General features: G+C 64.1%; 34 protein-coding genes. 15 read left to right on the forward strand and 19 right to left on the reverse strand.

Annotated features, from left to right (window positions below; genetic code table 11):
- Positions 1–682 (forward strand): DUF2391 family protein (locus ACI8UR_RS04050; RefSeq protein ID WP_415087585.1); only part of this gene is annotated, 682 nt, incomplete at its 5' end.
- Between the two features lie 75 nt (positions 683–757).
- Here the strand turns inward: ACI8UR_RS04050 and ACI8UR_RS04055 are convergent.
- Both ACI8UR_RS04055 and ilvD read right to left on the reverse strand, forming a co-directional pair.
- Complete coding sequence (locus ACI8UR_RS04055) at positions 758–904, reverse strand: hypothetical protein (RefSeq protein ID WP_415087586.1); 147 nt, start codon at positions 902–904, stop codon at positions 758–760.
- Positions 905–944: 40 nt separating this feature from the next.
- Positions 945–2705: a dihydroxy-acid dehydratase gene (ilvD, locus tag ACI8UR_RS04060; protein WP_411714852.1), complete on the reverse strand. Its 1761-nt coding sequence runs from the start codon at positions 2703–2705 to the stop codon at positions 945–947.
- Between the two features lie 133 nt (positions 2706–2838).
- Here ilvD and ACI8UR_RS04065 point away from each other — a divergent pair, with 133 nt between their 5' ends.
- The 6 genes from ACI8UR_RS04065 to ACI8UR_RS04090 all read left to right on the forward strand — a co-directional run bounded on the left by ACI8UR_RS04065 (position 2839) and on the right by ACI8UR_RS04090 (position 7419).
- Positions 2839–3810 carry a beta-ribofuranosylaminobenzene 5'-phosphate synthase family protein gene (locus tag ACI8UR_RS04065; protein WP_411714851.1) on the forward strand — a complete coding sequence of 324 codons (972 nt, stop codon included), beginning with the start codon at positions 2839–2841 and terminating at the stop codon, positions 3808–3810.
- A 65-nt stretch (positions 3811–3875) separates the two neighbouring features.
- A complete protein-coding gene (locus tag ACI8UR_RS04070; RefSeq protein ID WP_411714850.1) occupies positions 3876–4712 on the forward strand; it encodes an RAD55 family ATPase in 837 nt (278 codons plus the stop codon).
- Between the two features lie 48 nt (positions 4713–4760).
- On the forward strand, positions 4761–5561 hold the full coding sequence (locus ACI8UR_RS04075) for a hypothetical protein (protein WP_411714849.1): 801 nt from the start codon (positions 4761–4763) through the stop codon (positions 5559–5561).
- On the forward strand, positions 5554–5955 hold the full coding sequence (locus ACI8UR_RS04080) for a hypothetical protein (RefSeq protein WP_411714848.1): 402 nt from the start codon (positions 5554–5556) through the stop codon (positions 5953–5955). Before ACI8UR_RS04075 ends, ACI8UR_RS04080 begins: the two co-directional genes overlap by 8 nt.
- Before the next feature lie 53 nt (positions 5956–6008).
- Positions 6009–6332, forward strand: a complete 324-nt coding sequence (locus ACI8UR_RS04085; protein ID WP_411714847.1) for a transcription factor S — start codon at positions 6009–6011, stop codon at positions 6330–6332.
- A gap of 64 nt (positions 6333–6396) precedes the next feature.
- A complete protein-coding gene (locus ACI8UR_RS04090) occupies positions 6397–7419 on the forward strand; it encodes a deoxyhypusine synthase (RefSeq protein WP_411714846.1) in 1023 nt (340 codons plus the stop codon).
- Between the two features lie 6 nt (positions 7420–7425).
- On the opposite strand, the gene ACI8UR_RS04095 is transcribed toward ACI8UR_RS04090, so the two are convergent.
- From ACI8UR_RS04095 to ACI8UR_RS04105, 3 genes are all read right to left on the reverse strand, one after another.
- A complete protein-coding gene (locus tag ACI8UR_RS04095) occupies positions 7426–8682 on the reverse strand; it encodes a hypothetical protein (RefSeq protein ID WP_415087587.1) in 1257 nt (418 codons plus the stop codon).
- A 70-nt stretch (positions 8683–8752) separates the two neighbouring features.
- On the reverse strand, positions 8753–8899 hold the full coding sequence (locus ACI8UR_RS04100; RefSeq protein ID WP_411714094.1) for a hypothetical protein: 147 nt from the start codon (positions 8897–8899) through the stop codon (positions 8753–8755).
- Positions 8900–8930: 31 nt separating this feature from the next.
- On the reverse strand, positions 8931–9080 hold the full coding sequence (locus ACI8UR_RS04105; protein ID WP_411714095.1) for a hypothetical protein: 150 nt from the start codon (positions 9078–9080) through the stop codon (positions 8931–8933).
- 118 nt (positions 9081–9198) lie between these two features.
- Here ACI8UR_RS04105 and ACI8UR_RS04110 point away from each other — a divergent pair, with 118 nt between their 5' ends.
- From ACI8UR_RS04110 to ACI8UR_RS04120, 3 genes are all read left to right on the forward strand, one after another.
- Complete coding sequence (locus ACI8UR_RS04110) at positions 9199–9561, forward strand: hypothetical protein (protein ID WP_411714096.1); 363 nt, start codon at positions 9199–9201, stop codon at positions 9559–9561.
- Between the two features lie 238 nt (positions 9562–9799).
- On the forward strand, positions 9800–10051 hold the full coding sequence (locus tag ACI8UR_RS04115; RefSeq protein ID WP_411714097.1) for a hypothetical protein: 252 nt from the start codon (positions 9800–9802) through the stop codon (positions 10049–10051).
- On the forward strand, positions 10048–10575 hold the full coding sequence (locus tag ACI8UR_RS04120) for a nucleic acid-binding protein (protein ID WP_411714098.1): 528 nt from the start codon (positions 10048–10050) through the stop codon (positions 10573–10575). Before ACI8UR_RS04115 ends, ACI8UR_RS04120 begins: the two co-directional genes overlap by 4 nt.
- Before the next feature lie 36 nt (positions 10576–10611).
- Here ACI8UR_RS04120 and ACI8UR_RS04125 read toward each other — a convergent pair whose 3' ends face one another.
- The 3 genes from ACI8UR_RS04125 to eif1A form a co-directional block, all read right to left on the reverse strand.
- Positions 10612–11799, reverse strand: a complete 1188-nt coding sequence (locus ACI8UR_RS04125) for a redox-regulated ATPase YchF (protein WP_411714099.1) — start codon at positions 11797–11799, stop codon at positions 10612–10614.
- Between the two features lie 126 nt (positions 11800–11925).
- Complete coding sequence (locus ACI8UR_RS04130; RefSeq protein ID WP_411714100.1) at positions 11926–12546, reverse strand: class I SAM-dependent methyltransferase; 621 nt, start codon at positions 12544–12546, stop codon at positions 11926–11928.
- A gap of 123 nt (positions 12547–12669) precedes the next feature.
- Positions 12670–12954, reverse strand: a complete 285-nt coding sequence (gene eif1A, locus ACI8UR_RS04135) for a translation initiation factor eIF-1A (protein ID WP_411714101.1) — start codon at positions 12952–12954, stop codon at positions 12670–12672.
- Positions 12955–13136: 182 nt separating this feature from the next.
- On the opposite strand from eif1A, the gene ACI8UR_RS04140 reads away from it, so the two are divergent.
- Positions 13137–13529 (forward strand): hypothetical protein, encoded by a 393-nt coding sequence (locus ACI8UR_RS04140; protein ID WP_411714102.1) that lies wholly within the window; start codon positions 13137–13139, stop codon positions 13527–13529.
- A gap of 3 nt (positions 13530–13532) precedes the next feature.
- Here ACI8UR_RS04140 and ACI8UR_RS04145 read toward each other — a convergent pair whose 3' ends face one another.
- Both ACI8UR_RS04145 and pdhA read right to left on the reverse strand, forming a co-directional pair.
- Positions 13533–15104 (reverse strand): spermidine synthase, encoded by a 1572-nt coding sequence (locus tag ACI8UR_RS04145; RefSeq protein ID WP_411714103.1) that lies wholly within the window; start codon positions 15102–15104, stop codon positions 13533–13535.
- A 63-nt stretch (positions 15105–15167) separates the two neighbouring features.
- Positions 15168–16292 (reverse strand): pyruvate dehydrogenase (acetyl-transferring) E1 component subunit alpha, encoded by a 1125-nt coding sequence (gene pdhA, locus ACI8UR_RS04150; RefSeq protein ID WP_411714104.1) that lies wholly within the window; start codon positions 16290–16292, stop codon positions 15168–15170.
- A gap of 92 nt (positions 16293–16384) precedes the next feature.
- On the opposite strand from pdhA, the gene ACI8UR_RS04155 reads away from it, so the two are divergent.
- Positions 16385–16507 carry a hypothetical protein gene (locus tag ACI8UR_RS04155; protein WP_411714105.1) on the forward strand — a complete coding sequence of 41 codons (123 nt, stop codon included), beginning with the start codon at positions 16385–16387 and terminating at the stop codon, positions 16505–16507.
- Between the two features lie 6 nt (positions 16508–16513).
- Positions 16514–16930 (forward strand): hypothetical protein, encoded by a 417-nt coding sequence (locus ACI8UR_RS04160; protein WP_411714106.1) that lies wholly within the window; start codon positions 16514–16516, stop codon positions 16928–16930.
- On the opposite strand, the gene ACI8UR_RS04165 is transcribed toward ACI8UR_RS04160, so the two are convergent.
- The 3 genes from ACI8UR_RS04165 to ACI8UR_RS04175 all read right to left on the reverse strand — a co-directional run bounded on the left by ACI8UR_RS04165 (position 16931) and on the right by ACI8UR_RS04175 (position 18462).
- Positions 16931–17365, reverse strand: a complete 435-nt coding sequence (locus ACI8UR_RS04165) for a universal stress protein (protein ID WP_411714107.1) — start codon at positions 17363–17365, stop codon at positions 16931–16933. It lies immediately after the preceding gene.
- 394 nt (positions 17366–17759) lie between these two features.
- Positions 17760–18050 (reverse strand): hypothetical protein, encoded by a 291-nt coding sequence (locus ACI8UR_RS04170; protein WP_411714108.1) that lies wholly within the window; start codon positions 18048–18050, stop codon positions 17760–17762.
- A gap of 61 nt (positions 18051–18111) precedes the next feature.
- Positions 18112–18462: an ArsR/SmtB family transcription factor gene (locus ACI8UR_RS04175; protein ID WP_411714109.1), complete on the reverse strand. Its 351-nt coding sequence runs from the start codon at positions 18460–18462 to the stop codon at positions 18112–18114.
- Positions 18463–18585: 123 nt separating this feature from the next.
- Between ACI8UR_RS04175 and ACI8UR_RS04180 the strand changes: the two genes are divergently transcribed.
- Positions 18586–19017 (forward strand): universal stress protein, encoded by a 432-nt coding sequence (locus ACI8UR_RS04180; RefSeq protein ID WP_411714110.1) that lies wholly within the window; start codon positions 18586–18588, stop codon positions 19015–19017.
- Positions 19018–19034: 17 nt separating this feature from the next.
- Here ACI8UR_RS04180 and ACI8UR_RS04185 read toward each other — a convergent pair whose 3' ends face one another.
- From ACI8UR_RS04185 to ACI8UR_RS04210, 6 genes are all read right to left on the reverse strand, one after another.
- Positions 19035–19739: a fumarylacetoacetate hydrolase family protein gene (locus ACI8UR_RS04185; RefSeq protein WP_411714111.1), complete on the reverse strand. Its 705-nt coding sequence runs from the start codon at positions 19737–19739 to the stop codon at positions 19035–19037.
- A 25-nt stretch (positions 19740–19764) separates the two neighbouring features.
- Complete coding sequence (locus tag ACI8UR_RS04190; RefSeq protein ID WP_411714112.1) at positions 19765–21003, reverse strand: PAS domain S-box protein; 1239 nt, start codon at positions 21001–21003, stop codon at positions 19765–19767.
- A 60-nt stretch (positions 21004–21063) separates the two neighbouring features.
- A complete protein-coding gene (locus ACI8UR_RS04195; protein WP_411714113.1) occupies positions 21064–21975 on the reverse strand; it encodes a diacylglycerol/lipid kinase family protein in 912 nt (303 codons plus the stop codon).
- Positions 21972–23561, reverse strand: coding sequence for an MmgE/PrpD family protein (locus ACI8UR_RS04200; protein ID WP_411714114.1), 1590 nt, complete (start codon positions 23559–23561; stop codon positions 21972–21974). Before ACI8UR_RS04200 ends, ACI8UR_RS04195 begins: the two co-directional genes overlap by 4 nt.
- Positions 23562–23603: 42 nt before the next feature.
- Complete coding sequence (locus tag ACI8UR_RS04205; protein WP_411714115.1) at positions 23604–24350, reverse strand: SOS response-associated peptidase; 747 nt, start codon at positions 24348–24350, stop codon at positions 23604–23606.
- A gap of 162 nt (positions 24351–24512) precedes the next feature.
- Positions 24513–24968, reverse strand: a complete 456-nt coding sequence (locus ACI8UR_RS04210) for an RDD family protein (RefSeq protein WP_411714116.1) — start codon at positions 24966–24968, stop codon at positions 24513–24515.
- A 120-nt stretch (positions 24969–25088) separates the two neighbouring features.
- On the opposite strand from ACI8UR_RS04210, the gene ACI8UR_RS04215 reads away from it, so the two are divergent.
- Complete coding sequence (locus ACI8UR_RS04215) at positions 25089–25745, forward strand: DsbA family protein (RefSeq protein WP_411714117.1); 657 nt, start codon at positions 25089–25091, stop codon at positions 25743–25745.

Raw genomic sequence — 25745 nt, forward strand, 5'->3', positions numbered from 1 at the left:
CGAGGCGTCGCGCGATGACCCGGGTATGGACGCCGAGGCGTCGCGCGATGACCTCCAGGCCGACGAGGTTGCTGTCGAGGAACTCCTCACGCAGCTCGAGGAACTGGAGGCGTCCGTCGACGACCCTGACGAGCGCCGTGAGGTGCAGCGCGCGATTCGTCTCGTCGACAAATTCCCGGGCGATGGGGTTCGGGAGAGCATCAAGAAGTTCACACGCCGGGACATCGCCGAGTCGTTCGTCGGCGCGATTCTCATCTCCCTCCCGATGCTCCTCGAAGACGGCGTTTTTGAGATCGCCGAGTACCTCCTCGCCACGCCGTGGCTGTTCGCTGTCAACGCCGCCTTTGTCGTTCTCATCGCCGTCAGCCTCCTCTACTTCGCCGACATTCGCGATGTCGATGTCCACCGTCCCATCTTCGGGGTCATCCCGCGGCGCCTGCTGTCGGTGCTCGTGGTCGCCTTCGTCACGGCGACGTTCATGATGACGCTGTGGGGACGCCTGGAGGGCTGGCAAGACGCCAGCGTGGCGCTCTCACGCATCTGTGTCGTCTGGACGGTCGCCTCGCTCGGCGCCGCACTCGGGGATATCCTCCCGGGTGAATCCTCCGGCACGGACATCAACGACGAACTCGATGACCTCGGCGAGCGCGTCGGCATCGGCGACGAGGAAGGGCGGTTCTGAAGCCGCGGTCACGCCCCAAGCGGCGACGCAGTCGGAATCTCGATGCCTCGTTCTTCACAGAGTTCGCGCGCGTGCTCACGAACCGTCTCGGGTGTCGGAAACGCCCTCGAAAATCCGTTCGTACTCGTCTTCATAGCGCTGGTACCGGCCGATGGAAGGCGGTCGCTGTGCATCCTGACTCACTTTCCGAATGCGCCGCAAAATCATCGAAACGTTCGCCATACATCGGCTTCGACCGGGAGCGGAATAACGCTACTTGCCGTCAGTCGTCCCGTTTCGCACCGGGATTGGTGACGGCGCCGTTTGACGCCGACCCGAACGCCTGTCCGTACTTCGCGAGCACGCCCGTCGAGTAGTTCGGCTCTGGCTGCTCCCAGTCTTCGAGCCGTTCATCCAGTTCCTCGTCGGTGAGGTCGACGTTGATGGAGCGGTCCAGAATGTCGATGGTGACGTGGTCGCCGTCCTCCAGGGCGCCGATTGGGCCGCCGACGTACGCTTCGGGCGCGGCGTGGCCGATCATCGGGCCGCGGGTGGCCCCCGAGAAGCGACCGTCGGTGAGCATCGCGACGTCGTCCTCGTGGCCGGCACCGACGACAGCAGCGGTGACGCCGAGCATCTCGCGCATGCCGGGGCCACCCTGCGGGCCCTCGTTGCGGATGATGATGACATCGCCGGACTCGATGTGGCCTTCCTGGACGTACTTCATCGCTTGCTCTTCGCCCTCAAAGACGCGGGCCGGCCCCTCGTGGTAGAACTTGTCGTCGCCGGTCACTTTCAGGACGGCTCCTTCGGGCGCGAGGTTGCCCGTGAGGATTTTGATAGCGCCTTCCTCGTTGAGCGGGTGTTCGACCGAGTAGAGGAACTCCGCGTCGATGTCCTCCGTCGGCGGGAGATAGCCCGTCTCTTCGAGGTGAACGAGTTCCTCCGCGATGGTTCGGCCCGTGACGGTCATCGCGTCGCCGTGGACGTAGCCGCCGTCCATCAGCCGGCGGATGACGACCGGGACGCCGCCGATCTCGTGGAGGTCGTTCATGACGTGGACGCCGCCGGGCTGGAGGCTGGCGATTTTGGGCGTCCGCTTCGAAATCTCGTTGTACTCCGTGATATCGAGGTCGATGCCGGCCTCGGCGGCCAACGCCAAGACGTGCAGCACGCCGTTGGTCGACCCGCCGAGGGCGACCTGCACGGCGATCGCGTTCTCGAAGGACTCCTTCGAGAGGATATCGGACGGCTTGCGATCTTCCTGGACGCATTCGAGGACGAGTTCGCCAGCGCGTTCGGCGACCTCGTAGCGTTCCTCGTCTTCCGCGGGCGCGGAGGCCGAGCCCAGCGGCGCGAGGCCGAGCGCCTCGCTGATGGACGCCATCGTGTTCGCGGTGAACATCCCGCCACAGGAGCCGGCACCCGGACAGGCGGCGTGTTCCATGTCTTCGAGCTCTTCCTCGGACATATCGCCGCTTGCGACGGCGCCGACGCCCTCGAAGACGTTCTGAATCGTGATTTCGCGGCCCTCGTGCTCGCCGGGCATGATGGAGCCGCCGTAGAGGAAGACGGACGGCAGGTCGGTTCGAATCGAGGCCATCATCATACCGGGGAGGTTCTTGTCACAGCCGGCGACGGTGACCAAGGCGTCCATGCGCTCGCCGAAGGAGACGAGTTCGACGGAATCGGCGATGACTTCCCGAGAGATGAGCGAGGCCTTCATCCCCTCGGTGCCCATCGAAATCGCATCGGAGATAGTGATGGTGCCGAACTCGATGGGCATGCCGCCGGCGTTGTCGACGCCGTCGATGGCGGACTGGGCGACGTCATCGAGGTGAACGTTACAGGGGGTGATGTCGGCGGCGGGGTTCGCGACGCCGACCATCGGCGAGGCGAGGTCGTCGTCGTCGTATCCCATCGCCCGGAACATGGCGCGATGGGGTGCACGCTCTGGCCCCTCCGTCACCTCGCGGCTTCGGAGGTTTTCGGACTTCTCGCGGTCGCCCGGCTCTTCACGCTCGGGCGGCTCTTGGTGGCTCATGCTATCCACTTGCCGTCGAAGGACTTAATGACCCGTATATCGGTCAGTTTTTGCTCGCAAAGCGGGCCGACTGGCGGACACTCCCGCTGCCGGTGTCGAAACCCACAACTCCGTGACCGTCCAAGAGGCGTCAATGCGCGTCCGCGTCGACGCCGGCGCTCGGCTTCACGTCGGCTTCCAGAACCTCTCGCTCGCCCACGAGCGCCTCTACGGCGGCGTCGGGGTCGGCCTCGAAGAGCCAGGCGTCGTCATCGAAGCCGAACCCGCCGAGAGCGTCGTCTGTGATGATGCTCTCATCGCCGACTACGCCCAGCGGGCCAGCGAAGTGCTCGGCGTCGACGGCGCAAAACTGACCGTCGAGGAGACACTCCCCCGTCACGTCGGCCTCGGGAGTGGCACCCAGACCGCGCTGGCGACGCTCGCTGCAGTCGCGGCCGCCCACGACATCGACTCACGCGTCCGCGAGCACGCGCCCGACCTGAACCGCGGCGGCCGAAGCGGCGTCGGCGTCGCCACCTTCGAGGCAGGGGGGTTCGTCGTCGATGCCGGCCACCCGACGGAGCGGTTCACGACCGCACCACCGGAATCCGGCGAGTGGGAGGTACCGGCCGTCGTCGCACGCCACGACCTCCCCGAGACGTGGCGATTCGTTCTCGTGTTGCCGGACGCTGAACCCGGCCGGAGTGGCGAAACCGAAGATGAGAGTATGCGCGCCGTGGTCGAACGCGCCGACCCGGCCGTGGCCGATGACCTCGCGACGCTTCTCGTCCGGCGATTGCTCCCGGCCGCCGCCGAAGGCCGGCTGGAATCGTTCGGCGATGCGGCGGGGGCCTTCGGCCGACTCAACGGCGCGTGGTACGCCGACGAACAGGGCGGCGTCTACCGCCCGCCTGCGGGCCGACTCATCGATGCCTTGGCCGACCAGCCGTCGGTTCGCGGCGTCGGCCAGTCCTCGTGGGGGCCAGCAGTCTACGGTGTGACGGACGCGTCACTGGCCGGGGAGGCGCGAGCAGCCGCCGAAACCGCCCTCAAAGAGGCCGGGGTCGACGGTACCGTCGAAATCGTCGCGCCTCGAAACGAGGGGGCGCGCATCTCGCTTCCGTAGGCGACTGACCGCTGATCGACCGAAACGACTGAACGGTTTAAGGGCTCGCAGCCAAAATCGGGGGTATGGATCGTATCCCATTCGGGATTCGCCGGCTGGACACGACGATCGGTGGTGGTGCACCGCCGGGTAGCGTCGTCCTGCTGTCGGGGCAGGCCGGCGCGGGCGCCCGCGAGTTCATGTACACGTCCGCAATGATGAACGGCCTCGCGGAGAGCGACCCTGACCTCTTCGAACTCTACTACGGCGGCATCGACGACCGTGCGACGACGGTCGATGAGGTTCATTACGTCTCCTTTACCTCCGACGAACGACAGGTTCGCCGCGAGATGTCGCTTGCGATGGACGAAGAGATCGTCGACGCAGCCATCGAAAACGTCGAGTTCCACGACCTCTCACCGGAGTTCTTCAGGCTCAGCCCCGTCCCACGGGAGTGGTACGCCGCCAAAACGCAGAATATCTCCAAACTCGGGCAGAATCAGGAGCGTGAAAGCGTACATGAAGCGCTCGGTAACCGCGTCACGAAACACGCCTCCAACAACGTCGTCGTAATCGACTCGCTGGCCGACCTCATCAGCTCGGCGCGCGACAACATGCCCTGGAGTGACATTCCCGTTCTCTTGAAAGGGCTCTCGCGAGCAGCCTACGACTGGGGCGGCCTCATTCTCGTCCACGTCAACCAGGAGACGCTCAACGCCGAACGCCACGGACAGCTCATCGACTCTTCCGGCGGGGCGCTGCTTTTCGAGTGGGAGAGTGGCGGCTCCTCACGCGCCCGCACCATGGTCGTGAAACAGTTCCGTGGCGTGCTCTCACGCATCGAAGACGAGAACATCGTCCGCTTCGAGACGGAGATTGGGGACGCCGGCTTCGACATCAGCGACGTCCGGAAGATCCGGTAGCGACGACTCGGGCGAACCCTTAACTTCCCGTCCGTATAAAAACTGATAATGGATTCGGAGTCAGCGGAGGGGGCTGAGCTATCCGTAACGGTGCCGCCGCCGCTCGATGAGTGGCTCGACGAGCGGGCCGAAACGCTCGGTGCCGACCGCCAGGAACTGATTGTACAGCTGCTCAGCGCGTATCGTGCAGCGGCTGACCTCGACGATACCGTCGCGATGTTCGGCGGCGAGGACATCGAACAGCGGATCGACGAGAGCCTGGAGGAGCGGCTCGAATCGCTCGATACCGGCGATACCGAGGCCGAAATCAAAGACCTCGAAACGAAAGTCGACGACAGCGTCGACGACCTGCGAAACCGCATTCTTCAGCTTCGGGACGGGATGAAAAACCGGGCGAAGAAAGACCACAGCCACCGCGAGTTCGAACAAATCGGCGAGCGTATCGATGGCCTCTCCGAGAGCCTCGATGCGGTCGGTAGTGACATCGCCGACCTGTCGGACGACATCGAGGCGACTGACGATCGTCTCGATGACGTAGAGTCGAAACTGACGCAGCTGGCACAGGCCGTCGTCGCACTGCGCCGCCAGGCCGGCGCTTCGAACTCACTCGACGCGGAGCATCTCGACCACATCCGCCGGGCTGCGAACGAACGAGGCGTCTCGAAGGGCGAATGTGTCGAGTGCGGCCACAACGTCCAGCTCGGCTTGCTGACCGAACCGGCCTGTCCCGCCTGTGGGACTGCGTTCCGCGACATCGAGTTCCCCTCTTCGGTGCTGGGCTCGTTCGACCCCCGGAAACCGAAACTGACCGACACCGAGCGACCTGACTCGGGGCCCACGGATGAGTGAGGAAGACCCGTTCGACGACCTCGAGGTGAACGACGACGCCGACGACGAGGCCGAGGATCTCTTCGCCGAGATGGAGAGCGCCGACATAGACGCAGACGCTGTCTGGGAAGAACTCTCCGAGGGCGAGACTGCTGACGCGGAACCGACAACGGGCGAAACGCCTGTCGAATTGGACGACGTGGACGTCCGCCCCGATGCGAACGAGGCCATCGTCTCGAAGCACCGGTACTGCCACCGCTGTGAACACTTCTCGGAGCCGCCGGACGTCGCCTGCCGCAACCCCGACACCACCATCGTCGAGATGGTCGATATCGACCACTTCCTCGTTCGGAACTGCCCTGTCGTCGAACGCCGCCGTGGCCCGAGCGGCGCCGCTCGCAACGATGAGGGCTGAACGGAGTCGGTCGAATCCGCACACTTTTGCCACACTCGTTCGTAGCCTCGCGCATGCAGTTTTGCGATGAATGCGGCTCTATCATGCACTCGACGGACGGGGAGATGGTGTGTTCGTCTTGCGGTGCGACCCAGTCGAAAGACGAGGAGATGGCCGAGGAGTTCGTCTCGACCGAAGCCCAGACGGAGGGCGACGTCATCGAATCCTCGCCGGAGGCGGACTTCGAAGGCAAGCCGACCGCCGACGACGTGACGTGTGACGAATGCGGCCACGGCGAGGCGTGGTACACCATCAAACAGACCGCCTCCGCAGACGAACCGCCGACACGATTCTTCAAATGCAAGGAGTGTGGGCACCGCTGGCGCGAGTACAGCTGATCCACGCGGGCAGCGGGCTCGCCGAATCGCGCCCTTGAAACGCCCGCCGCCCGACGTTCCGACAATGAGTGACGATCACGAGGACGAACACGCATCCCCTGAGAGGGAGGCGTTCAATCACGACCCCGTCGAGCACGCGACCGTCTCAGCGGGCATGAGCGTCGCCGACCTCGCAGACGAGTACGGCAACGCCGGCATCGGCGCGGCCGATATCGCCGAGGCCATAGACGTCACCGGCGAGGCGTTCAGCCGCGAGGAGACGACGGTCTTCTTCGGACTCGCGGGCGCGATGGTGCCCGCCGGGATGCGCGCTATCGTCTCCGATCTCATCCGCGAGGGTCACATCGACGCCCTGGTGACGACCGGTGCGAACCTCACCCACGACGCTATCGAAGCCATCGGCGGAAAACACCACCACGGAACCGCCGAACACGGCGAACTCACTGAACGCGAGTACGATGAACAGCTTCGCGATGAGGAGGTCGACCGCATCTACAACGTGTATCTTCCACAGGAACACTTCGCGCTGTTCGAAGAGCACCTCCGTGCAGAGGTGTTCCCGGAGGTTGGTGAGGAGGTGGTCTCAATCGCCGAGTTCACCCGCGAGCTTGGCCGGGCCAATGCCGAGGTGAACGACCGGGAAGACATCGATGAAGACGCCGGTATCGCCGCGGCAGCCTACGAGAACGACGTGCCGGTCTACGCGCCGGCGATTCAGGACTCCGTCCTCGGCTTGCAGGCGTGGCTCCGCTCGCAGGTCACCGGCTTCTCCCTCGACGCGTTGAAGGACATGTCGCCGTTGAACGACCTCGCCTACGAGGCCGACTCCACGGCCGCATTCGTCGTCGGCGGCGGCGTCCCGAAGAACTACGTCCTCCAGACGATGCTCGTCACGCCCGACGCCTACGATTACGCCGTCCAGTTGACGATGGATCCGCCACAGACCGGCGGGCTTTCCGGGGCGACGCTCAACGAAGCCCGCTCGTGGGGCAAACTGAAGAAGGACGCCCGGAACGTCTCCGTGTACGCCGACGCGACGATTACGCTCCCGCTCGTCGTCGCGGGCGCGCTCGACCGCGCGGAGTAGCAGTCACTACTCGCTGAGTCCCTGCTTGATACCCCTGACGAGGGATTCGACGTCCTCTGGATTCGCGTCGACGTTGAGCGTCAGCGTGTGGTCGCCCTCACTCGGTAGTGTGGCTTCGAGGGCGTCTGCCGAAACGTCGAGTTCTCCCAGTGCTTCGGACACCTCTGCCTCGATGTCCGGTTCGGATCCGGCCTCGGCTTCAGCTTCTTCGGCTGCCTCCGTTTCGGCCTCCGCTTCTGCTTCAGCCTTGGTTTCCTCCTCGGCTTCGGCCTCTTCAGGTGAGGTCGCGATATCGATCGTCCCCGAAACGGGGTCGGTCGAGATCGTCACTTCGACGCCCGGCTCCGCATGGATATCGAGCGTCACGCCCGAGCCGAGTTCGGCTTCCTCGACCGCCTCCGTTTCCGGGGAACCCCCATCGGTTTCCTCGATTTCTTCGGTGGTCGATTCCGCCGCTTCGTCCATTGCGTCCGTTGCGTTTTCTGCCATGGCTTCGTCGACCGATTCTTCTGTCCCCACCTCGGCGCCGACCGGCACCCCCTTAGCTTCGGCCGTCGTCTCTGCTGGTTCGGCTTCGGCGACACCGTCGCCAGCGGGTGTTACTTCCTCCGTCGTTTCTTCGGTTTCTGCCTCGGCCTCATCCTCTGGCGGTTCTTCTGCCTCCTCTGCCGGTTCCTCGACACGTTCTACGGCGGCATCTGCCTCCTCGATAGCCGCTTTTCCCCCGTCTATCTCCTCGGTCTCCTCCGCAGCCGTGGCGCGTTCGGACTCGGGCAGACGGTACCGTCCGTCCGCGTCCCGTTCGAGAAGGTCGATCCATTCGAGCATCTCCAGGAGCGTCCGAGTGCCGGTCTCGACGCGCGAGGATTCGGGGTCTTCGCCCGTCATCGCGGCGACGACGGGGATGAGGTTTTCTTCGGAGAGCGGATTTCCCCGAACCACGCCCTGAATCTCTTCGGTCACCGGCCACGATTCCAACTGCTCGCGGAGATTCTCGACCGCCTTCTCCTCTTCTGCGACGAGAAGCGCCCCCGCGATGTCCGCGCCCGTCTCCGTCAGCCGGTGTTTCTGCTTCACCTTCTCGAGGATGCCGAGTGCCTCGAAGAACTCGTTTTGTCGGCCTGCGGCGTCAGTAACGCCAGCGTGCTCCTCGATGTCGGTCGTGTAGTGAGGTTCCTGGGCGGCTCCGACCGACGCCCACCCGGTGAGGATGTCCTGCAGCGTGTCGAGGCTGACACCTTTCGGTATCGAGTGGTCTGCCATACCTGTCGTTTCAACGCACAGTCACTAAAAACGAGTTGTCGAATTGACAGTGTTCGAGCGCTGGCTGGAGTTACCGCCCCCGGGTTTTCGTGCTTCCGCACTTCGGACACTGCGTCAGTTCGCCGAGTGGTGGGTGTTCGACGGTACCCCACTCCTCGGATCCCTGTTGCGCCTCGTAGCCGCACTCCAGACATTGGGTCATGCTCTCGGCTGACATACTCAATTCTCGAACGTCGGGGCACTTAACGCTACTCCGGGTCGGTTCGAGCGTGGAGTCGGCTCGCATCGAGGCGGAGATGATGGTACAGAGTGCCCGAAAGCGCCGATTCGGCAATCCGCCTTCGAAAGGTCTCGACGAGCCGCTCCGGGCAGTAGCCGGCTTCGTTCCACGCTGGCACGAGCGAAACCCACCCAAAGTCACCACTGGTGGCACTTTCTGGCCGCGAACCGAGACCCTTGATGAGAATCGGCCGAACCGCCATCCATTTGCGGGTGGCCCGCCTCGGTCGATTCACAATGGCAGACGCCTCCGAACTCTTGGACGAACTGCAGATCGAACTGGAAGAAACTGGCCGGTCGCTCGGCGAACTCCTGCAGGAAGCTCTCGAAGACCCCTCCTCGGCGCCCGACGTGGTCGCCGAACTCATGCAGGAAGCCCAAGAGAGCGGCCAGTCGCTCGGCGAACTCTTCCAAGACGCGAGCCAGGACACCCTCGAGCAGTTCGGCGGTGAGGATCTGTTCATGGTCGACGACGAGCTCTTCCTCGACCTCGAGGACGGCCAGCTTCCCCTCGACCCCACGGACGAGGACTTCCTCCGCCAGCTCGACGTTTTCGGCGTCGGCGAGAGCTTCGGCCTGATTCCCTCCGACAAGGAGTAGCGGAACCGACTTTTCCGTCGCGTACGTACGCCTACCTGGCCGATGACGAGCGACCGGGCCGAGTCTGTGTAGGCAGCCGACGGTGACGAGCCCTATGAGTGCCGAGGCCGCTATTTTTGACGGTAGAGGGTGTCTCTGAGGGCATCTAGTTGTGGCCACAGTAGACATAGCCCCCAGTCAGATCCTCGCCGAGCGGGGCAAACACGGATTTAAGAGCAATGCCGAGCAATCATATGCTATGGCCGCTGAAATTTCCGACCGGGTTCGAGAAATCGCCGAGGCTCGCGGCCTTCCGGAGTCGGAAGTGTTCGAGCGAGCACTCGAGCGCGGTCTCGAAGACCTGTGGGAGGATCTCGTGCTCGCACGGTACCTCGACGGAGAACTCGACCGCGAGGAAGCCGTCGAGCACGTTGGTCGGACGAAAGTCGAGCGAGCGGAGCGAGAGCGTGAAGTCGTCGACGAAGATGTCGACTGGGGCTTGAACGCGTGACGTTCGCGACTGTTTCGGACGCAGGGCCGCTCATTCACCTCGCCGAGATCGATTCGCTCGAACTATTGTCAGCGTTCGATACGCTCCTGATTCCGGAGACAGTCTACGAGGAAGTCGAGATGGGCGGCATTCCCGACGGGCTATCCGACCTCTCATCCCAACTCATCGAAGCCGACGAGAAGAGAATCGAATCCAAGGAGCTGGATCCAGGAGAACGTGCCGCGTTAGCAGCCGCAAAAGAACGCGAAGTTGTTCTTCTGACCGACGACCTCGCTGCTCGGGAGACCGCTTCCGACACTGGCGTTGAAGTACACGGCTCTATCGGCGTCATCGCACTTGGATACGGCCGTGGATTACTCGACAGAAACGAGGCGGCGTCACTGATGCGAGCACTCCAGCGGGAGACGAGCCTCTTCGTGACCGAGGCAGTCGTGGAGCGGGGGAGTCCAGATGCTGAACGAGCAGTAACGGAACGAGGGGGCTCCATAGACGCGCTAAACACATTCACTATGGATAGATTGTGAGTCGTGAGTGCCGAGGCCATCTCATCCGATGCCGCGCTACTGATTCGTCGAGATGACTTCGACAACGTCGCGGTGGTCGAGCACGGTATCGGCGCCGACCTGACGGTCGTTCCGGCAGTCGATACCGTGGAGGAACCCCTCGCCGATGTCCGAATGGAGGTGATAGGCGAACTCTTCCGCGGTCGCATCCTCGGGCAGCAGGAAGCAGTCCCGGAACGGCCCTTTTGACCAGTTTCCGGAGGCCGAGCCGGGGAAGACGGCTTTCAGTTCGAGGACATCGAAGGCGGCGACCTCCAGTGCGCGCTGAACGCCGGTGCCGTCGTACTCCTCGAGGAACGTCCGAATCTGTTCGAGGCCGGCGGCCTTCTCGCGGGGGAGGTCGGCCGTAATCTCGAAGTCAGCATCGCCGGGCGTGTAGTCGACGACGCCCTGCTCTTTGGCGTTTTTCAGCGCCTTCTCGGCGTGGGCAGACGCCGGGACGAACTCCAGATGTTCGTAGTCGGGGTCGTTCGTAATTGCCTCCCAGTTCGCCTGGGCAGTCTCGGTGTCCATCTTGTTCGCGGCGACGACCATTGGCTTCGTTCGCTTGCGGATTTCGCGAGCCAGCTCCGCCTTCTCGTCGTCGTCCCAGGAAAGCGGCGCGACCTCGAAGCCGAGCGCGAGGATGACCTGCTTGATTTCGGCGGCCGAGATGCCGAACGCCGACAGTTGCTCCGCGAGGATGTCCTCGGGGTCGGGGTCTGCCATATGTTGGTTCTCGTAGCGGGTGACGCCCTTCTTGAGAATATCGAGATACCACGCGTCGAGCTCCGCCTCGAGGAAGTCGATATCCTCACGGGGGTCGTGGCCTTCGGTCGGCTCGCCCTCGATGTCAGTGGTCCCGGAGAAATCGACGACGTGGACGAGTACGTCCGTCTCGTTGAGATCGGTGAGGAACTGATTGCCGAGGCCGCGGCCCTCGTGGGCGCCGGGGACGAGCCCCGCGACATCGACGAGTTTGACAGGTACGAAGCGGGTGCCGTCCTCGCAGACGCCGACGGAGGCCTCACACGTCTCGCCGAACTCGGGGGCCGCACACTCCGTGCGGACGTACGCCTCGCCGATGGTCGGGTCGATGGTCGTGAAGGGATAGGCCCCTTCGGGCACGTCGTTCATCGTCGCCGCGTTGAAGAAGGTCGATTTGCCCACGGAGGGCTTCCCGACCAGACCGATCCGATAGCTCATTACCAATGCGAGGTGCTCGGTGCCTAAACGGATTTCTACCGCAGGAGACGCGTGTGGTGTGTTCGCAGGGAGTGCACGAACGGCGGTTCGGCCGACCTCTTTCCGAGTCAGTCGCCTGCAAGAACGCTATTGCGTAGTGCCCGCCCGGAACGTCCGTACGATGTCGCGCTTGCCCTCTTCGGCGTCGACCGCCTCGAAGCCGAGGTCGGTGAACACGCCGTTCCAGTCGCGGTAGTACAGCGGGAATTCGCCGTTGACGTAGTTCACGCCGTCGTCGGAGTCGGCGTCGTCGCCACCCTCGTTTTCGACGGTGACGAGAACGTCGTCGGTGATGCGAGCGATCTCTGCGAACACCCACTCGACGTCCGGGTGGAGATGCTGGAGCGTCTCGACTGAGTACACCGCGTCGAACTGCCCGTCGTCGAACGACTTGATTACGTTCTCGATGGCGGCGTGATGGAACGTCCCCGTCTCGGCGAGGTCGGGATAGGTCTCGTCCATCACCTCGAAGGCTTCCTCGTTGAGTTCGATGCCGGTCAGGTTCTCGAAGCCGTCATCGTGGAGGTGTGCGAGGTGTCGGCCCGAACTACAGCCGAGTTCGAGGATGGCTGCGTCACGGCCGAGGAATCGGTCGATGGCGCTCCGCACCGATTCGCTTCGGTCGTCCGGGCCGTGGTGGGCGTAGTACGTCGGCGAGTACTCGCCGGAACGGTCGGCCCACTGGCGTCGAACCTGATTAGAATCCACGTTTAATAACTGTCGTACATACCTAAAGGCTCGTCGACTGCGCGGCGCGTGCGCTGTCGGGTATCAGCAGCGAGAAAATCACTGTGCGACGTGAAACCCACTCGGAGTCACACGGCGGCCGTATTACTCGATGTGGCCTTCGCGGCGGAGCTGGTCTGCGTCCTGCTCCTCGTAGCGCCATTCGATGTTGGCCTTCTCGTCCTGCCACGACCACGGCTCGACGAGGACGACGTCGCCCTCACTGATCCAGGTTCGGTACTTCATTCGGCCGGGAATCCGGCCCATCCGGTTTTTGCCGTCAGCACAGCGCACACGAACGTGATTGCCGCCGTTGTGTTCCGTAACGACCGCAAACAGCTCGTCGTCGTTGGGCATTCGAAGGTTCTTACGCCCACTTTCTTCACTCATACATACTCTACGCGAGGCGCACGTTAAAGTGCCGTGGAACTCTCGATAGCGTGTACCACGGCCACGCCGAACGGGATATCTATCGATTTCTGCAGTCTGTGGGTTCTCATCGACAGAAGCGTGGCTCTTCTCGGACAGCCGAAAGGTCGAAGGGCCTGGAGTGTCCATTGGTAACACAACGCATGGCCACCACCGAGGCGACCCCCGAGATGCAGGAGGCCCCGATAGACGCGGCAGTGGTCGAGCGGGTTGGCGAGCGGGCCGAGCTGGATTCACAGCGAATCGCGAACGCCATCATCGCGCTGAACGCGGAGCTGCTCGGGCGGCACTCCTCGTTCGAGCGGGACTACAACTACGTGACCATCGATGGAACGCGCGCCTACCGCGTCCACGAGGCCGAATGGGAAGCGCTGACGGACGATTTCGACCTCGATGACGGCCTCGCAACGTCGGTTCGGGCCGCCCACACCGAACAGGCTCGGCTCCTGTTCGCCCGGTCGGTCTGTTCGAACGACGTGTTCGAGGCCGAGGAGGCAGGCGTCGTCATCGGCATCGAGACCGCAGAACAGTTCTGACCGTCAGCCCGTCGTCGCGTTGCCGTCGGTCTGTTGGATGACGTATCGCTGCCCGACCATCGGCTCCAGTAGCGAGTCGACGGGCGCCTTGTCGTCTCGCAGCGTCGGGACGCCGTCGGTCGGCGGTGGCTCCTCGTAGGTGGCGATTTCGCTTTCGAGGTCGATGCCGATATCCCGGCGGTCGTTGCGGGCCTGCAACTCCTCGGTCGTGAGCCGCGTCCGGTTCTTCGTCGCGACGAGTTCGATGTTCTGGACGACGGCGCCGTCTGTCGTCGGGAACGTGTACACCTGTGGATACACCTCACTCATCGTCCGGTACTCGGCGCGGTAGAACTTTGAGGCCGGCCCCGACGGCGCCGAGATGAGGTTCGCAAAGAGCATCCCATCCTCCGAGAGGCGGTTGGACGCCAGTTGCATGAACTCCACCGTCGTCAACTGGAAGGGCACCTTGTCCTTCTTGTAGGCGTCCAGCACGATGAGGTCGTAGGTGTGGTCGGTCTCCCGGAGGAACTGCCGGCCGTCGGCGTTGTGGATGTTCAGTTGCTCGGATTCCTTGACCCGGAAATACTTCTTTGCGACACGGATGACCTCGGGGTCGATCTCCACGACGTCGATGGTCGCGTTGTACTCCTCGGCGAACCGTTTCGGCCCGGTGAACCCCCCGCCACCGATGAACAACACCCGGTCGATCTCGTCGGGGTCGTCGGCGAACAGGTACGGCAGGTGGAAATAGCGCGTGTAGGTGAACACGTGGCGGTTCGGGTCGGAGCGATCCATCGCGCTGTGTCGCTGGCCGTCCAGATACAGCGTGCGCGTGTCACCGAGGTCTGCGACCTCCAGTTCCTGATACGGCGTCTGGGTCTGGTAGACGACCTGGCCGCCACTCGAGACGCCGAGGGCACCGCTCCCGACGGCCGCGACGAGCAACAGCGTGACGGCGATGGTCGCGAACATCGGCTCTCGATCCCGAAGGGGCACTGTCAGGCTCGCGGCCGACCCCACGAGCAACAGGCCGAACACGAACCCGATGGCCTCGATGCTCAGCGAGGGAATGAGCAGAAACGTCGTCCCGAAGGCACCGAGGATGCTGCCGACGGTGCCGACGGCGTAGATGCGCCCCGAGGCCTCACCGACACCTTCCGTGTCGGACAGTTCAGCCGCATACGGGCTGATGAAACCAAGCAGGTAGGTCGGGGGGCCGAAAAGCAGGATGACCGCCGGCAGTGATGCGAACCGACCCGGCAGGGGGAAGCCGGCTGTCCCCGCGAGCAGCAAATCACCGGCGAACACGACGATAGCGACGTAGGCGGCCGTCCCGAGCAGCAGCCACGCGAGCCGTTCGTTGCTCGCCCGGTAGGCCGCCCGTTTGCCACCGTAGTGGTAGCCAAGACTCAGGGCCGCGAGAAAGACGCCGATGATGCTCCCCCATGTGTAGATGCTGCTCCCGAACTGTGGGGCGATCATCCGCCCGGCGAGGATTTCCAGCCCCATGCTCGCGACGCCCGAGACGAACACGGCCAGCTCCGGCTTGCTCGGCCGCGGCCGCCCGAACGGGCGTGTAGAGAACGGCGCCATTCGTCCAGTGGTTCGGCTAAATCGGTTTAAGTGTTCGTGCGGCGGAAAGCCCCACAGCAGCGGTCAGTTCTCGTCGAGCAACGCGTCGTCGCCGTACTCCTCGCGGAGTCGGTTCAGATACGCCCGCTGTTCCTCGACCCGTTGGGTCGGCTCGGCGTAGGCGTCCGCAAAGAGGTCGTCAGGGTCGGCCTCGATATCGGTTCCGCGTTCGATGGTCTCCGCGACGGTGTCCGTTACGTCCGTCTCGATGGCATCGATTCGCTCGTCGTCGAGGCTGCCACGGCCGTGGAGATAGCCTTCGAGCCGCGGAATCGGATCCCAGCGCTTCCACTGTTCGACGTCCTCGTCCGTCCGGTAGGCCGAGGGGTCGTCGGCGGTGGTGTGGGCGCCGAAACGATACTGTACCGCCTCGATGAGCGTCGGCCGCGTCGCGCGGCCGGGGGCGTCCTCCGCGGGCGGGCTCCCGTCCGGGTCTTTCGCCCTGGCGAGTGCCTCCTCGACCACTTCGTACGTCGCGAGCGGATCCATGCCGTCCACCTGGACGCCGGGGAAGCCGTAGGCCTCAGCCTTGCGAGCGAAGGAATCGCTCGCAGTCTGTTCTTCGGCCGGCACCGAGATGGCCCACTGATTGTTGTTGCAGATGAACACCGCGGGCACGTCGAAGACGCCGGCGAAGTTCAGCCCCTCGTGGAAGTCGCCCTCGGAGGTCGACCCGTCGCCGAAATGGCAGATGACGGCGTTATCGTCGCCGCTGAGCTTCGATGCCCACGCCATTCCCGTCGCGTGCGGAATGTGCGCTCCGATAGAGATGTTCAGCGGCGCGATGTTGTGGTCGATGAGCGCGGCGTTGCCGGATTCATGCCCCATCCAGTAGCGGATGTACTCCGCGAGGCCGCCACGGTCGACGACGGCGCCGTGTTCGCGATACTGATAGAAGATCCAGTCGGCGTCGTCGACGGCGTACATCGATCCGAACTGCGAGCCCTCCTGGCCGGCCAGCGAGGAGTAGGTGCCGACGCGGCCCTGTCGCTGGAGGCTAATCATCCGCTGGTCGAAATGCCGGGCGAGCCGCATATCACGGTACATCTCCACGAGGCGGTCGTCGGAAAGTGGCGGCTCGTAATCGTCCGACAGCGGCTGTCCATCGGCGTCCAGCCGGCGATGTATGTCCGCGTCCGCGAAATCCATGCCGCTACGTTGCGGACGGGCCATGATAGTTCTACGGCACCCGGCATCGGCGTGACGCAACGCTTTTTCCACCACGGGGTGTCCCTCCTCGCATGGCCGATTACATTGCCGTCGGCGAAGAGCAACTCTCACCCGTAGTCGTCGTCACGACCATCCTGCTCTGTGCCGCCTTCGCCCTCGGTATCCTGTACCAGCTCGTCACGCTCGTCCTGTAGCGACGGATGACTGCACGATTCGACCGAGATACGGCGCTTCTGTTCGCGCTTTTCATCGCCGCAGCCGCGTCGACGGCTATCATCCACTTCGTCTACCTCCCCCGCTACGTTCCGGACAGCTTCATCACCGCCCTGCCGTTCCTCGTCGTCGGCTGGGCCGGCTACGGACTGGCCTTCTACGCGCTCGGCCGGCTGTTCGCCTCGCCGAGCGATGTCCCGAACCTGCGCGCCGCGGATACTGGTGTCGCCCTCGTTCTCGTCGCCGTGGTCATCTCCGGAATACTCAATACCGCGGGACTGCCCGTCAGGACGGCCCCGATAGCGCATCTGCTGCCGACCCTCGGCGTCTACGTCGGCCTCGCGCTCGCCGGCTGGGGGTTCGGCAAGCGAACGACCGTCGTCAACAGGCTCACAAACGAGTGATCACTCCTCGTCGCCGACGACGAGCACGTCGACGTCGCTGACGCGCACGACGTGTTCGGCGACGCTGCCGAGCAGCGCGCGCTCGACGCCGCCGCGACCGCGCGTGCCCATCACGATGAGGTCGGCGTCGACCTCGTCGGCGTACGAAACGATTTCGTTTTTCGCCGGGCCCTCGGGGATGGCCGTCGTGACGTCGACGCCCGCTGTCTCGACCCGGGCTGCGATAGTCTCGACGAACTCCTCGGCGCGGTCACGAATCGCTGCTGCTGCGCTCTCGGCCTCGCCCGGGAGCCGATACGCCGAGATGGGCCCCGTATCGGCGACACAGATGACGTGTACCGTCGCGTCGTGTATCGCCGCCAGGTCGATGGCACGGTCGGCTGCCCGCTCGGCGTGCTCGCTGCCGTCGGTCGGAACCACGATTACGTCGAACACTGACAGAGCGTAGACGGCGACGATACAAAACTCGGATGGCTCCGTCGGGGTTTCGTCTCCCCCTCTCGCTCGTCCCCGCCGAGCGGAGTTTCTTGGTCGTGGAGCCCCTAGGCTCGTTGTGCCCGAGGAACGCGACCTGCAGCGGCCGACACACGCCATCCCGCCGCAGTCCGACGAGATTCGTGTCGAACTCGAACGTGGCGACCGGGAACTGCTTCATACGGACTGTTGTAACGATGTACCGGCGATTGCTCTGACGGGGGCCACAATCACCGGTAAAAGACTACAGCAGTCCGTATCACTGTCTGGCGTGTGGAAAACAGCTCCCCGCCCTCCGACATGGCGGCGGCTGTCTGTTCTGTGGCTCCGATGCCGTCATCATCGAGGCGTGGAACTAGCGGTACAGCGAGGTGTAGATCATCGCGAAGCCGATGATGAACGGGATCGTCTCCGCGATCTGCAGGTAGAGTAGGTCACGGCCCAGGCCGCCGCCGACGGCTACCTGCGTCGTGAGATTGGTCATGGCGACGCCCATGCTGAAGAAAGCAAAGCCGATGAACGCGTACTGGAGGCGCTCGGACTGTCGCTTCGAGTACGCCTGGAAACTGATGAGCGTGAGACCGAGCGAGAGTCCGAACAGGACGAGCCTGAGTAGAATCAGCGTGACCTGCAACACGTCGATCATGTTCGGGAGATTCCGTCCGAGATATTAAAACCCGACCCCGACTCCGACGCTGACCTCGCCCTTACTCCGCGCCGAGGTCGTCCCACAGCTGGGTGAACCGGTCGGGGAGGTTCTCCTTTCGGTAGATACGCACCTTGTACTCGTCGTCTTCGAGCTGTATGACCGTACTGTCGAAGTTGCACTCGTACACCTTGTAGTGATTGCCGTCGTCCGCGACGGCCGTTCGTTCGACAATGAGGTCGTGTTCCTGTAAGAGCTCCAGACGGCGGTAGATGGTCGGAAGCGAGAGATCACACTGCCCGGCGAGTTCCTTTGCCGATCCCGGCTCCTGGCTTATCGCCGCGAGCACGGTTCGGGCGTGTTGGTCACCGATAGTGTCGAGAACGTCCTCGATGCTTCGATCGTCTGCCACACCCAATGTCGGGTATGATTGCACAAAAGCGTTGTTGCAACCACTCGATTTGAGTCGGATGTCGGCATCCATTCTCCCGGCGGGACAGCCCGTTTCAAGTAGGTGGCTCTCCGACGTTTTCGCATGTACGACAGCATCCTGCTGCCAACGGACGGCAGCGACGGCGCCGCGGAGGCGCTCGACCACGCCATCGGCGCCGCAGACGCGTACGATGCCGAACTGCACATCATTTCGGTCATCGACCGACGGGTCGTTCTCGCGGCCGACGCCGACGAAAAAGCCACCGTTCGTACGGAACTCGCCGACGAGGCGAACGCCGCCGTCGATGAATTGGCGACGCGAGCCACGGATGCGGGCATCGAGGTCACGACTGACACCCCCGAGGGCGTCCCGCATCGTGAGATACTCGGCTACGCCGACGACGAAGACATCGGACTGCTCGTTCTTGGCACCCACGGACGAACGGGGCGGGAGAAACGCCTCAACCTCGGTAGCACGACTGAGCGCGTCGTGAAAGCCGCCGACCGCCCGCTTCTCGTCGTCAATATCGGATAGCGAGGGGCTGCCTGGAGTTATTCGACCGTGTTCCGAAGCGTGCCGATCCCTTCGTAGTAAATCTCTATCTCGTCGCCGCGCTCCAGCAGGCCCGGGTTCGCGGGGCTGCCGAAGGAGATGACATCGCCGGGTTTGAACGTGAACCGCTCCGAGAGGAACGAGATGACCTCACGCGGCTTGATGAACATGTTCTCTGTGTTGTCTTCTTGGCGGAGTTCGCCGTTGATGTGCGTCGTCATCTCGAGGCCAACGGGGTCGATATCGGCGATAACGGGCCCGAGCGGGCCGGATGAGTCGAAGGCCTTCCGCGCAGTGCGGCGCTCCTGGTCGAGACAGTCGAGGTCGTTGAGGATGGTGTAGCCCCGCACCACGTCATCGACCTCGTCCCCGTCGACGTGTTTGCATTCGGTGTCGATGACGGCCGCGAGCTCGCCGGCGTAGGTCAACTCCTCGGAGAAGGTGGGGTATGGAATCGGCGTCTCGGGGTCGTGCAGCGAGACCGGCGGTTTGATGAAGAAATCCGGCTCGTCGGGGATCTCGTAATCCATCTGCTCGACTTTCGCGCCGAAGTTGCGCCCGACACAGTAGAACACGGACGGCTCACAGGGCGCGAGGAGGGCGTACTCCTCGGGTTCGTAGCTACCGTCATCCGTATGCACAGTGCCGTCGTCGTACTCGCCTCCGAGAACGCCATCGGATGTCTCGATTCGTGCCTGCTTCATACGCGGGCCGGGGGGCGCCGCTGCCTTACGTGTTGTTATCGGCGGCTGTATCGAGCGGTTCGATTTCGTCGATGGAGACCACAGCAGCGGTTCGGTCGGTCTCCGTCAGCAGTGCCGCACTGACGACGAGCCGATACTCGCCCGTCGGAATCGTGACGTGGTATTCGATGCCGCGACGATCCGCTCCGGAGTCGACGACTTTCGGCGCGATGAGTTCGTGTACCGGGAGCGGGTCGCCGGATGGCGTTCGAATCTCCAGGTCGCCATCCGATGGTGCCATTCCGGTCAGTTCGTCGACGGATACCCCGAAAACGTCGGCCGCACGCTCGTTCGCGCGAACGATACGGCCGTTCGCGTCCGCGAGGATGATCGGCGTCGGGCTCACCTCGAGTAAACGATCGGCGATCTCGCGTTCGCGTTGCAGCTGCTCTTTCGTCCGGTGCTGTTCGGTGACGTCTCGTGTATTCACGACGAACCCCTCGACTGCGGGGTCATCGAGCCGGCTCACGCCTTTTGACTCCAGATGGAGCCACGCACCACTTTTGTGCTGGAACCGATACTCGACCCTGGGTCGATACTCCGGGTTCGTGAGCGACCGACGGAACTCCTCGATGACCCGTTCACGGTCGTCCTCGTGGACGTGTTCGAAGGCGACCGACTCGCGTAGCTCCCGGGACGAATACCCCGTGATGTCCTCGACAGAGGGACTGACGTACTCGAACGCACCGCTCTGGTTCATTACCGCCATCATGGCCGGTGACTGTTCAATGAGAGCGCGGAACCGAGCCCGCTCGCGTTCAATGGCGGCTGCAGCCTTCTCGCGGGTCTTCTCGACGGCTTCCGTCGCCCGTTTCGCATCGACGACGCTCTCGACGCGGTGGGCCAGCCGCTCGAATCGCTCCTGGCCACCCCCCTTGGCGATGTAGTCGGTCACCCCGAGCGAAATTGCATCGCTGGCGACGCCCTCCGACCCATCGCCCGTGAAGAGGATGAACGGAATCTCCTCGTCGAGGACGCGAACCTGTCGGAGGAGCTCCAGTCCGTCCGTTCCGGGCATCTCGTAATCGGAGACGATACAGTCGAACTCGCCCAGCCGGTCGGTCACGGTATCGGGAGTTGTGACCGTCGCCACCGACAGTCGCTCGTTCGCCGCTTCGAGGCTGTCCGCTGTGAGTTCGCCGAACCCCTCGTGGTCGTCGACGTAGGCGATTCGTATCGGTCGCCCCTGTGGTTTCGGCTTCGTTGAGCTTCTCTCTACGGACATTGCTACCAACCCTTCCGAACGTTCTATATAAATTCTAGGTGCAAATTCGAGAATCGAAAGTCACTGTTTCGGATAAGCGACGCGCACTGCCGCCGGAACGACCGTGAGCTCCGCCTGCCGAAGCGGTGTCGGAACCGGCGTGCCGTCGAGCTCCACGGGAAGACCGTCGGCCGACCGCACGGTGACCCTCTCGCCCGTCGCGTAGCTGACGGCCGGATGTTCACGGAGCCGGCCCACCCGAGCGAGACGGCCGAGACGAACCGATTCGTCGATACCAGTCGGTTCGATACTCAGCGCGTGCAGCAGGTCGTCGCCTGGCCGTGACTCTGGGAGCAACTCGAAATCACTGCCGCGATAGCGTCCGCCGCCGATGGCGACCAGTCGAGCCCGGCCATCGAAGAACGGCTCACCGTCGACGTCGACCGTGACCGAAACAGGGTCGTCGACGAGTGCGGCCTGCGCGGTCGCGAGGACGTACGCGACTGGCCCCGGAAGCGCCCGGAACCGTTCCGCGTTTTCGAGTGCGTTCCGGAACACTCCCGCCGTGAACCCCAACACGAAGTAGGTCGGGTCGATGTGCGGGTCGCTTTCGACGCAGCCGACCTCGAGAGGGCGGACTTCGACCCCGCCCGCCAGTTTACGGGCTATCGCCTGCCAGTCTTCGCCGCCGTATAGATGTCGATACGCGGAGTTGCCGCGTCCAGCGGGGACGACGAAAAGCGGTGTCTCGCTACCTGCCTCGATGAGTGCGGCCGCGACCTCCCGAAGCGTTCCATCACCGCCGATGACGACGACTATATCGCCCCATTCGGCTTGCTCGCGGGCGGCAGCGCCCACGTCGTTGCTACTCGTCGTGATTCGTGCATCGACCGCTGCATCCGGGAAGCAGTCGGCCAGTTCGGCGAATCTGGCAGCAGCGTTCCCACCGCCGGCGTAGGGATTCACGACGGCACCGACGCGTTCGGGAATCACTGGACAGCCCCCGATTCGGCGTCCATAAGCGACGCGAGCGACACCGTATCGGCGTCGTCGATTCCGAGCAGTCCTTCGACCCGACCCCGCGCAACCGATTCGCGGAGCCCCGTCTCCTGCAACCCTTCGAGACACTTCCGGCGCGCGACAGCTCGAATCTCGGCCAGGGGCTTGCCGGCGAACCCGGACGGATGACCGACAGTCGCCGACAGCGTGCGACCGTCGGTGGTCGTCACCTCGACTCGTGCGCCCATCCGTTTGTCCGCCGTCGAGAGGTCGGTCGGCAGCGGCCGCTTTCGGGCGAACCGAGCCAGCGTCGGCAGGTGTCGAACGGTCGCCCGTACACCGACGGTTTTCGCCGCATAGCCGATGACCGGCACGCCGACGCGACGCAGCATCGCACCGACGGGTACTTCCGATTCGAGCGCAGCCATCGTGAACGAGGCGTCGTGGTGGACGAACACGCGCTCGGCGAGCGTCCAGAGACCTTCGTCTGCCGTCCGCTTGCCCACCTGCCGTGGCGTGTGTTCGCCGTCGACCAGCGCCGCAGCGACGTTGTACGGAATGGTGAACGAGAGCGCCGACATCGGGCTCTCCGGGCCATCGAGATAGGGAGCCGCGAGGTCGTCGACCTCCGTTGCGAACAGCGACCCGTAGACGTCGACTCGTTGGATTTCGGTGCGGCCCGGGTCGAACCGTCCCCGAACATCCAGCGCGGCCTCGACGGGGGCCGTCACGTAGGCACACCCCGGCACCGCTTTGATCGTCACCGCCCGCGTGTGCCAGCGCTCGCCGAAGCCTTCGAGGAACTCCGGCAGAGGTAGGTCGGCGAACTCACCGAGGAAGCCCCCGTCCGCTTCGACCAGATCGGGGCGACCGCCGAGTCCCGCGCGGGCGGCGTCGACGGCAGCGATGCCACTCCGCACCGGCTCGCTCGCGCTCCAGACCTTCGCGTTGGCGCCGAGGAACGGCGGTTCCAGCGGCCACGGCGGCTGGAGGAGGGCCGTTCCGAGCGCGTTCGCGAGCGTCTCCGCGTCGTCATCTTCGATGACCGCCCGCCCGACCGCCGCCCCGACGGAGTGGATGTAGGCCGTCTGCTGGCCGCGGAAGGGGCCGATAGCGGCCGCCGAAGCGAGTCGGGCGGCGATCTCGTTGGCCGCGACGTGGGCGACGAGTGCGCGCTTGCCGCTCGCGTTGGTTGCTTCAGCGTACGCAAGCGGGACGAAGACGCTGCTGTGGCCCGTGTGGCCGCCGAGCACCGTGCCATCGAAATCCAGCGCCATCGACAGGGCGGCGTTGCCGACGGCTGCTCCCTCCGGCGTGCGGTCGCTGCCGCCGAGAAACGTCGCCTCGCCGCTCGGATATCTCGACTCGGTCGCGTCGGCGATGCGGTCGCCGAGTGGATGTGTGGTTGTCCAGACGCCCGCGCCGACCGTGCTCGTCAGCTGGGCCTTCGCGGCGCGTCGAACCGGTTTCGGGATGTCACGATACCGGAGCGAGGTCGCCCATCGGGCGGCGCGGTCGAGGAACGGGTCGAGCGCTGTCGGCTCCCCGCCGACGAACGGGAGCCGGTCGGTGATGGTCATTGCCCGACTCGTCGACGGCTGTCGGTTTATGCGTTCGCCTGGTCATGAGGGTTCGACGGCCTCGATGAGCGCCGGGCGGTCGTTTCCGGGGTTGTTGACCGCTGTCGAGACCGGATACGCGTGGAAGCCGTCGGCCGGTGCCGGGTCGAGCAGCACGTCCTCGCCCTCGAGCCAGGTCGTCTCTTCCTCGGGGTCGAGAACCACCGCCATCCGGTGATGAAGGGGTTCGACGACGCTGTTCGGCTCCGTCGTCACGATGGTGAACGTCTCGATGGGGTCTGGCTCCTGGTCAGGGGTGTCACCGCCGTCGCCGAACGACCCGAGACCGGTCTGTAGCGTGTCGGGCGTCCACCGCTCCCAGAGGCCGGCCATCGCGAACGGGCGGTCATCCTCGAAGGCGACGCGGTAGGGTCGCTTCCCGTCGCCGCGGTCGGCCCACTCGTAGAAGCCATCGGCCAGAACGAGACACCGACCCGCATCCGGCGTGTCGAGCCCTCCCTCGCTTCGCTCGCGAGGGCAACGACGGCTCTCGTAGGCGTCCGCGAAGGCGGGTTTCTCGTCGACTGTTTCGGCACGGGCGTTGATGTGGCCGTCGCTGCAGTCGTCGGCCCAGCGCGGAACGAGCCCCCACTCCAGCCGCTGGATGGCGTCCGACTCGGCGTCGGTGATGACCGGGAGCTGCTGGCTGGGAGCGGCGTTGTATCGCGGTTCGAACTCGAAGGTGAATGAGGCCCCGAAGCAGTCTTCGAGTTCCTCGGGCGGCGTGAACAAACTGTAACGCCCACACATGCCAGTGGCTACGGGCTGTGGTTCGATATAGATGGCGAACAGGCGGAGCGTGTCGCTCCGGCGGTGGCGCTCCGCGCTACGGCCCAGACCGACCGCCGGCTCGTCATCGAGTCGTGATCCGTCTGGCCGCGTTTCAGTATAAAAAGAGTCGGGTAGCCGTGATTATAGCTTCTCGGCCTTCTCTTTCGTCTTCACGACGATGGTGTCGGCCACGAGATCGCCGAGTCGCTGTTTTCGGTCGGTGACGTAGATGGCAACGAGGCCGATGAGATGGAGAGGGTATGGAAACCAGTCAACGATGCGCAGGATGGTTCGAAGCGCGGATTCCCTGTACGTGATGGGGTTTCCATCCTCGGTCACGACGACGATGTCCATCACCATCTTCCCGAGGGTCTGGCCGTACTCCGCCTCGAAGTAGATGAAGTACGCGAAGAGAAGCACCCCACCGAGCGCCGTGACGAGCGCCGAGAGCCTCGCGGAGACGACGCCGGCGATGCCGGAGAGAATCGAAACCGCTACGGCGAACAGGACGGCGTCTATCAGGAATGCGAGAATTCGTTTGAGGATGACGTCACCCTCGGTGCCCAAATCCGGTTGTGGCCGTTCGAATGTTACCATACTGGCTGCCTGCACTCCGGGAGTAAATAAAGATACATACCATCGGTGGCTCGGGTGCGGTCGTGTGGTCGTGATACATACCCGGTCAACGGCTATCCGGCGGATGGCCTATGTTGAACCATGCACGGGACACGACGGTCGTTTCTCGCCGGAGCAGCGGGCACGGTGGCGGTTTCACTCGCCGGCTGTCTCGGCGGCGGCGACGGGGGCGGGGAGTCCTTCGAGTCACACGATGCCTCGACGGGTATCGAGGCACAGCCGACGCTCGGAACCCTCGATGCACCCGGTATCATCGTCGGCTTCGAAGACCCGTCCTGTTCCTCCTGTCGACGGTTCGAAGAGCAGACCTTTCCACAACTCGAGGCAGAACTCATCACGTCCGGTGACGCCGCGTTCGTCTACCGGACAATCGATATAATCTATCCGTGGGGCAAGCCGGCAAGCCAGCTACTTGCCTCGACGTACGACGCCGCTCCGGAGGCGTTTTGGGGGCTGAAAGACCATTTCTACGCGAACCAAGACCGCTTCAGAAGCGGCGACGTCTTCGAGGAGGTACGACCATATCTCAAAGAGTCGTCCGTCGACGCCGGCGTGATTATCGAGTCCGCACGCGCGAAGGAGCACGACGCGTTCATCCAGAGCAATCGCGATGTGGCCGATTCGCTCGGCGTTTCAGCCACGCCGGAGTTCTTCCTGTTCCGTGACGGTGTGTTCCAGACGTCTGTTTCCGGGCCGCAGGGATACGACGTCTTCGCGAGCGCGCTCGGGTTCGAGTGA

Source organism: Natronomonas sp. (assembly GCF_047616845.1).
GTDB lineage: Archaea > Halobacteriota > Halobacteria > Halobacteriales > Haloarculaceae > Natronomonas.

Excerpts from the sequence above, each read along its gene's own strand:
- ACI8UR_RS04065 (WP_411714851.1), top strand. The coding sequence starts at position 2,839 with ATGCGCGTCCGCGTCGACGCCGGCGCTCGGCTTCACGTCGGCTTCCAG.
- ACI8UR_RS04155 (WP_411714105.1), top strand. The coding sequence starts at position 16,385 with ATGGCCGATTACATTGCCGTCGGCGAAGAGCAACTCTCACCCGTAGTC.
- ACI8UR_RS04115 (WP_411714097.1), top strand. The coding sequence starts at position 9,800 with ATGGCCGCTGAAATTTCCGACCGGGTTCGAGAAATCGCCGAGGCTCGC.
- ACI8UR_RS04205 (WP_411714115.1), bottom strand. The coding sequence starts at position 24,350 with ATGTGTGGGCGTTACAGTTTGTTCACGCCGCCCGAGGAACTCGAAGAC.
- ACI8UR_RS04140 (WP_411714102.1), top strand. The coding sequence starts at position 13,137 with ATGGCCACCACCGAGGCGACCCCCGAGATGCAGGAGGCCCCGATAGAC.
- ACI8UR_RS04125 (WP_411714099.1), bottom strand. The coding sequence starts at position 11,799 with ATGAGCTATCGGATCGGTCTGGTCGGGAAGCCCTCCGTGGGCAAATCG.
- ACI8UR_RS04095 (WP_415087587.1), bottom strand. The coding sequence starts at position 8,682 with ATGGCAGACCACTCGATACCGAAAGGTGTCAGCCTCGACACGCTGCAG.
- ACI8UR_RS04160 (WP_411714106.1), top strand. The coding sequence starts at position 16,514 with ATGACTGCACGATTCGACCGAGATACGGCGCTTCTGTTCGCGCTTTTC.
- ACI8UR_RS04180 (WP_411714110.1), top strand. The coding sequence starts at position 18,586 with ATGTACGACAGCATCCTGCTGCCAACGGACGGCAGCGACGGCGCCGCG.
- ACI8UR_RS04075 (WP_411714849.1), top strand. The coding sequence starts at position 4,761 with ATGGATTCGGAGTCAGCGGAGGGGGCTGAGCTATCCGTAACGGTGCCG.
- ACI8UR_RS04170 (WP_411714108.1), bottom strand. The coding sequence starts at position 18,050 with ATGATCGACGTGTTGCAGGTCACGCTGATTCTACTCAGGCTCGTCCTG.
- ilvD (WP_411714852.1), bottom strand. The coding sequence starts at position 2,705 with ATGAGCCACCAAGAGCCGCCCGAGCGTGAAGAGCCGGGCGACCGCGAG.
- eif1A (WP_411714101.1), bottom strand. The coding sequence starts at position 12,954 with ATGAGTGAAGAAAGTGGGCGTAAGAACCTTCGAATGCCCAACGACGAC.
- ACI8UR_RS04190 (WP_411714112.1), bottom strand. The coding sequence starts at position 21,003 with ATGTCCGTAGAGAGAAGCTCAACGAAGCCGAAACCACAGGGGCGACCG.
- ACI8UR_RS04110 (WP_411714096.1), top strand. The coding sequence starts at position 9,199 with ATGGCAGACGCCTCCGAACTCTTGGACGAACTGCAGATCGAACTGGAA.
- ACI8UR_RS04185 (WP_411714111.1), bottom strand. The coding sequence starts at position 19,739 with ATGAAGCAGGCACGAATCGAGACATCCGATGGCGTTCTCGGAGGCGAG.
- ACI8UR_RS04090 (WP_411714846.1), top strand. The coding sequence starts at position 6,397 with ATGAGTGACGATCACGAGGACGAACACGCATCCCCTGAGAGGGAGGCG.
- ACI8UR_RS04080 (WP_411714848.1), top strand. The coding sequence starts at position 5,554 with ATGAGTGAGGAAGACCCGTTCGACGACCTCGAGGTGAACGACGACGCC.
- ACI8UR_RS04210 (WP_411714116.1), bottom strand. The coding sequence starts at position 24,968 with ATGGTAACATTCGAACGGCCACAACCGGATTTGGGCACCGAGGGTGAC.
- pdhA (WP_411714104.1), bottom strand. The coding sequence starts at position 16,292 with ATGGATTTCGCGGACGCGGACATACATCGCCGGCTGGACGCCGATGGA.
- ACI8UR_RS04100 (WP_411714094.1), bottom strand. The coding sequence starts at position 8,899 with ATGTCAGCCGAGAGCATGACCCAATGTCTGGAGTGCGGCTACGAGGCG.
- ACI8UR_RS04055 (WP_415087586.1), bottom strand. The coding sequence starts at position 904 with ATGGCGAACGTTTCGATGATTTTGCGGCGCATTCGGAAAGTGAGTCAG.
- ACI8UR_RS04085 (WP_411714847.1), top strand. The coding sequence starts at position 6,009 with ATGCAGTTTTGCGATGAATGCGGCTCTATCATGCACTCGACGGACGGG.
- ACI8UR_RS04070 (WP_411714850.1), top strand. The coding sequence starts at position 3,876 with ATGGATCGTATCCCATTCGGGATTCGCCGGCTGGACACGACGATCGGT.
- ACI8UR_RS04215 (WP_411714117.1), top strand. The coding sequence starts at position 25,089 with ATGCACGGGACACGACGGTCGTTTCTCGCCGGAGCAGCGGGCACGGTG.
- ACI8UR_RS04145 (WP_411714103.1), bottom strand. The coding sequence starts at position 15,104 with ATGGCGCCGTTCTCTACACGCCCGTTCGGGCGGCCGCGGCCGAGCAAG.
- ACI8UR_RS04200 (WP_411714114.1), bottom strand. The coding sequence starts at position 23,561 with ATGACCATCACCGACCGGCTCCCGTTCGTCGGCGGGGAGCCGACAGCG.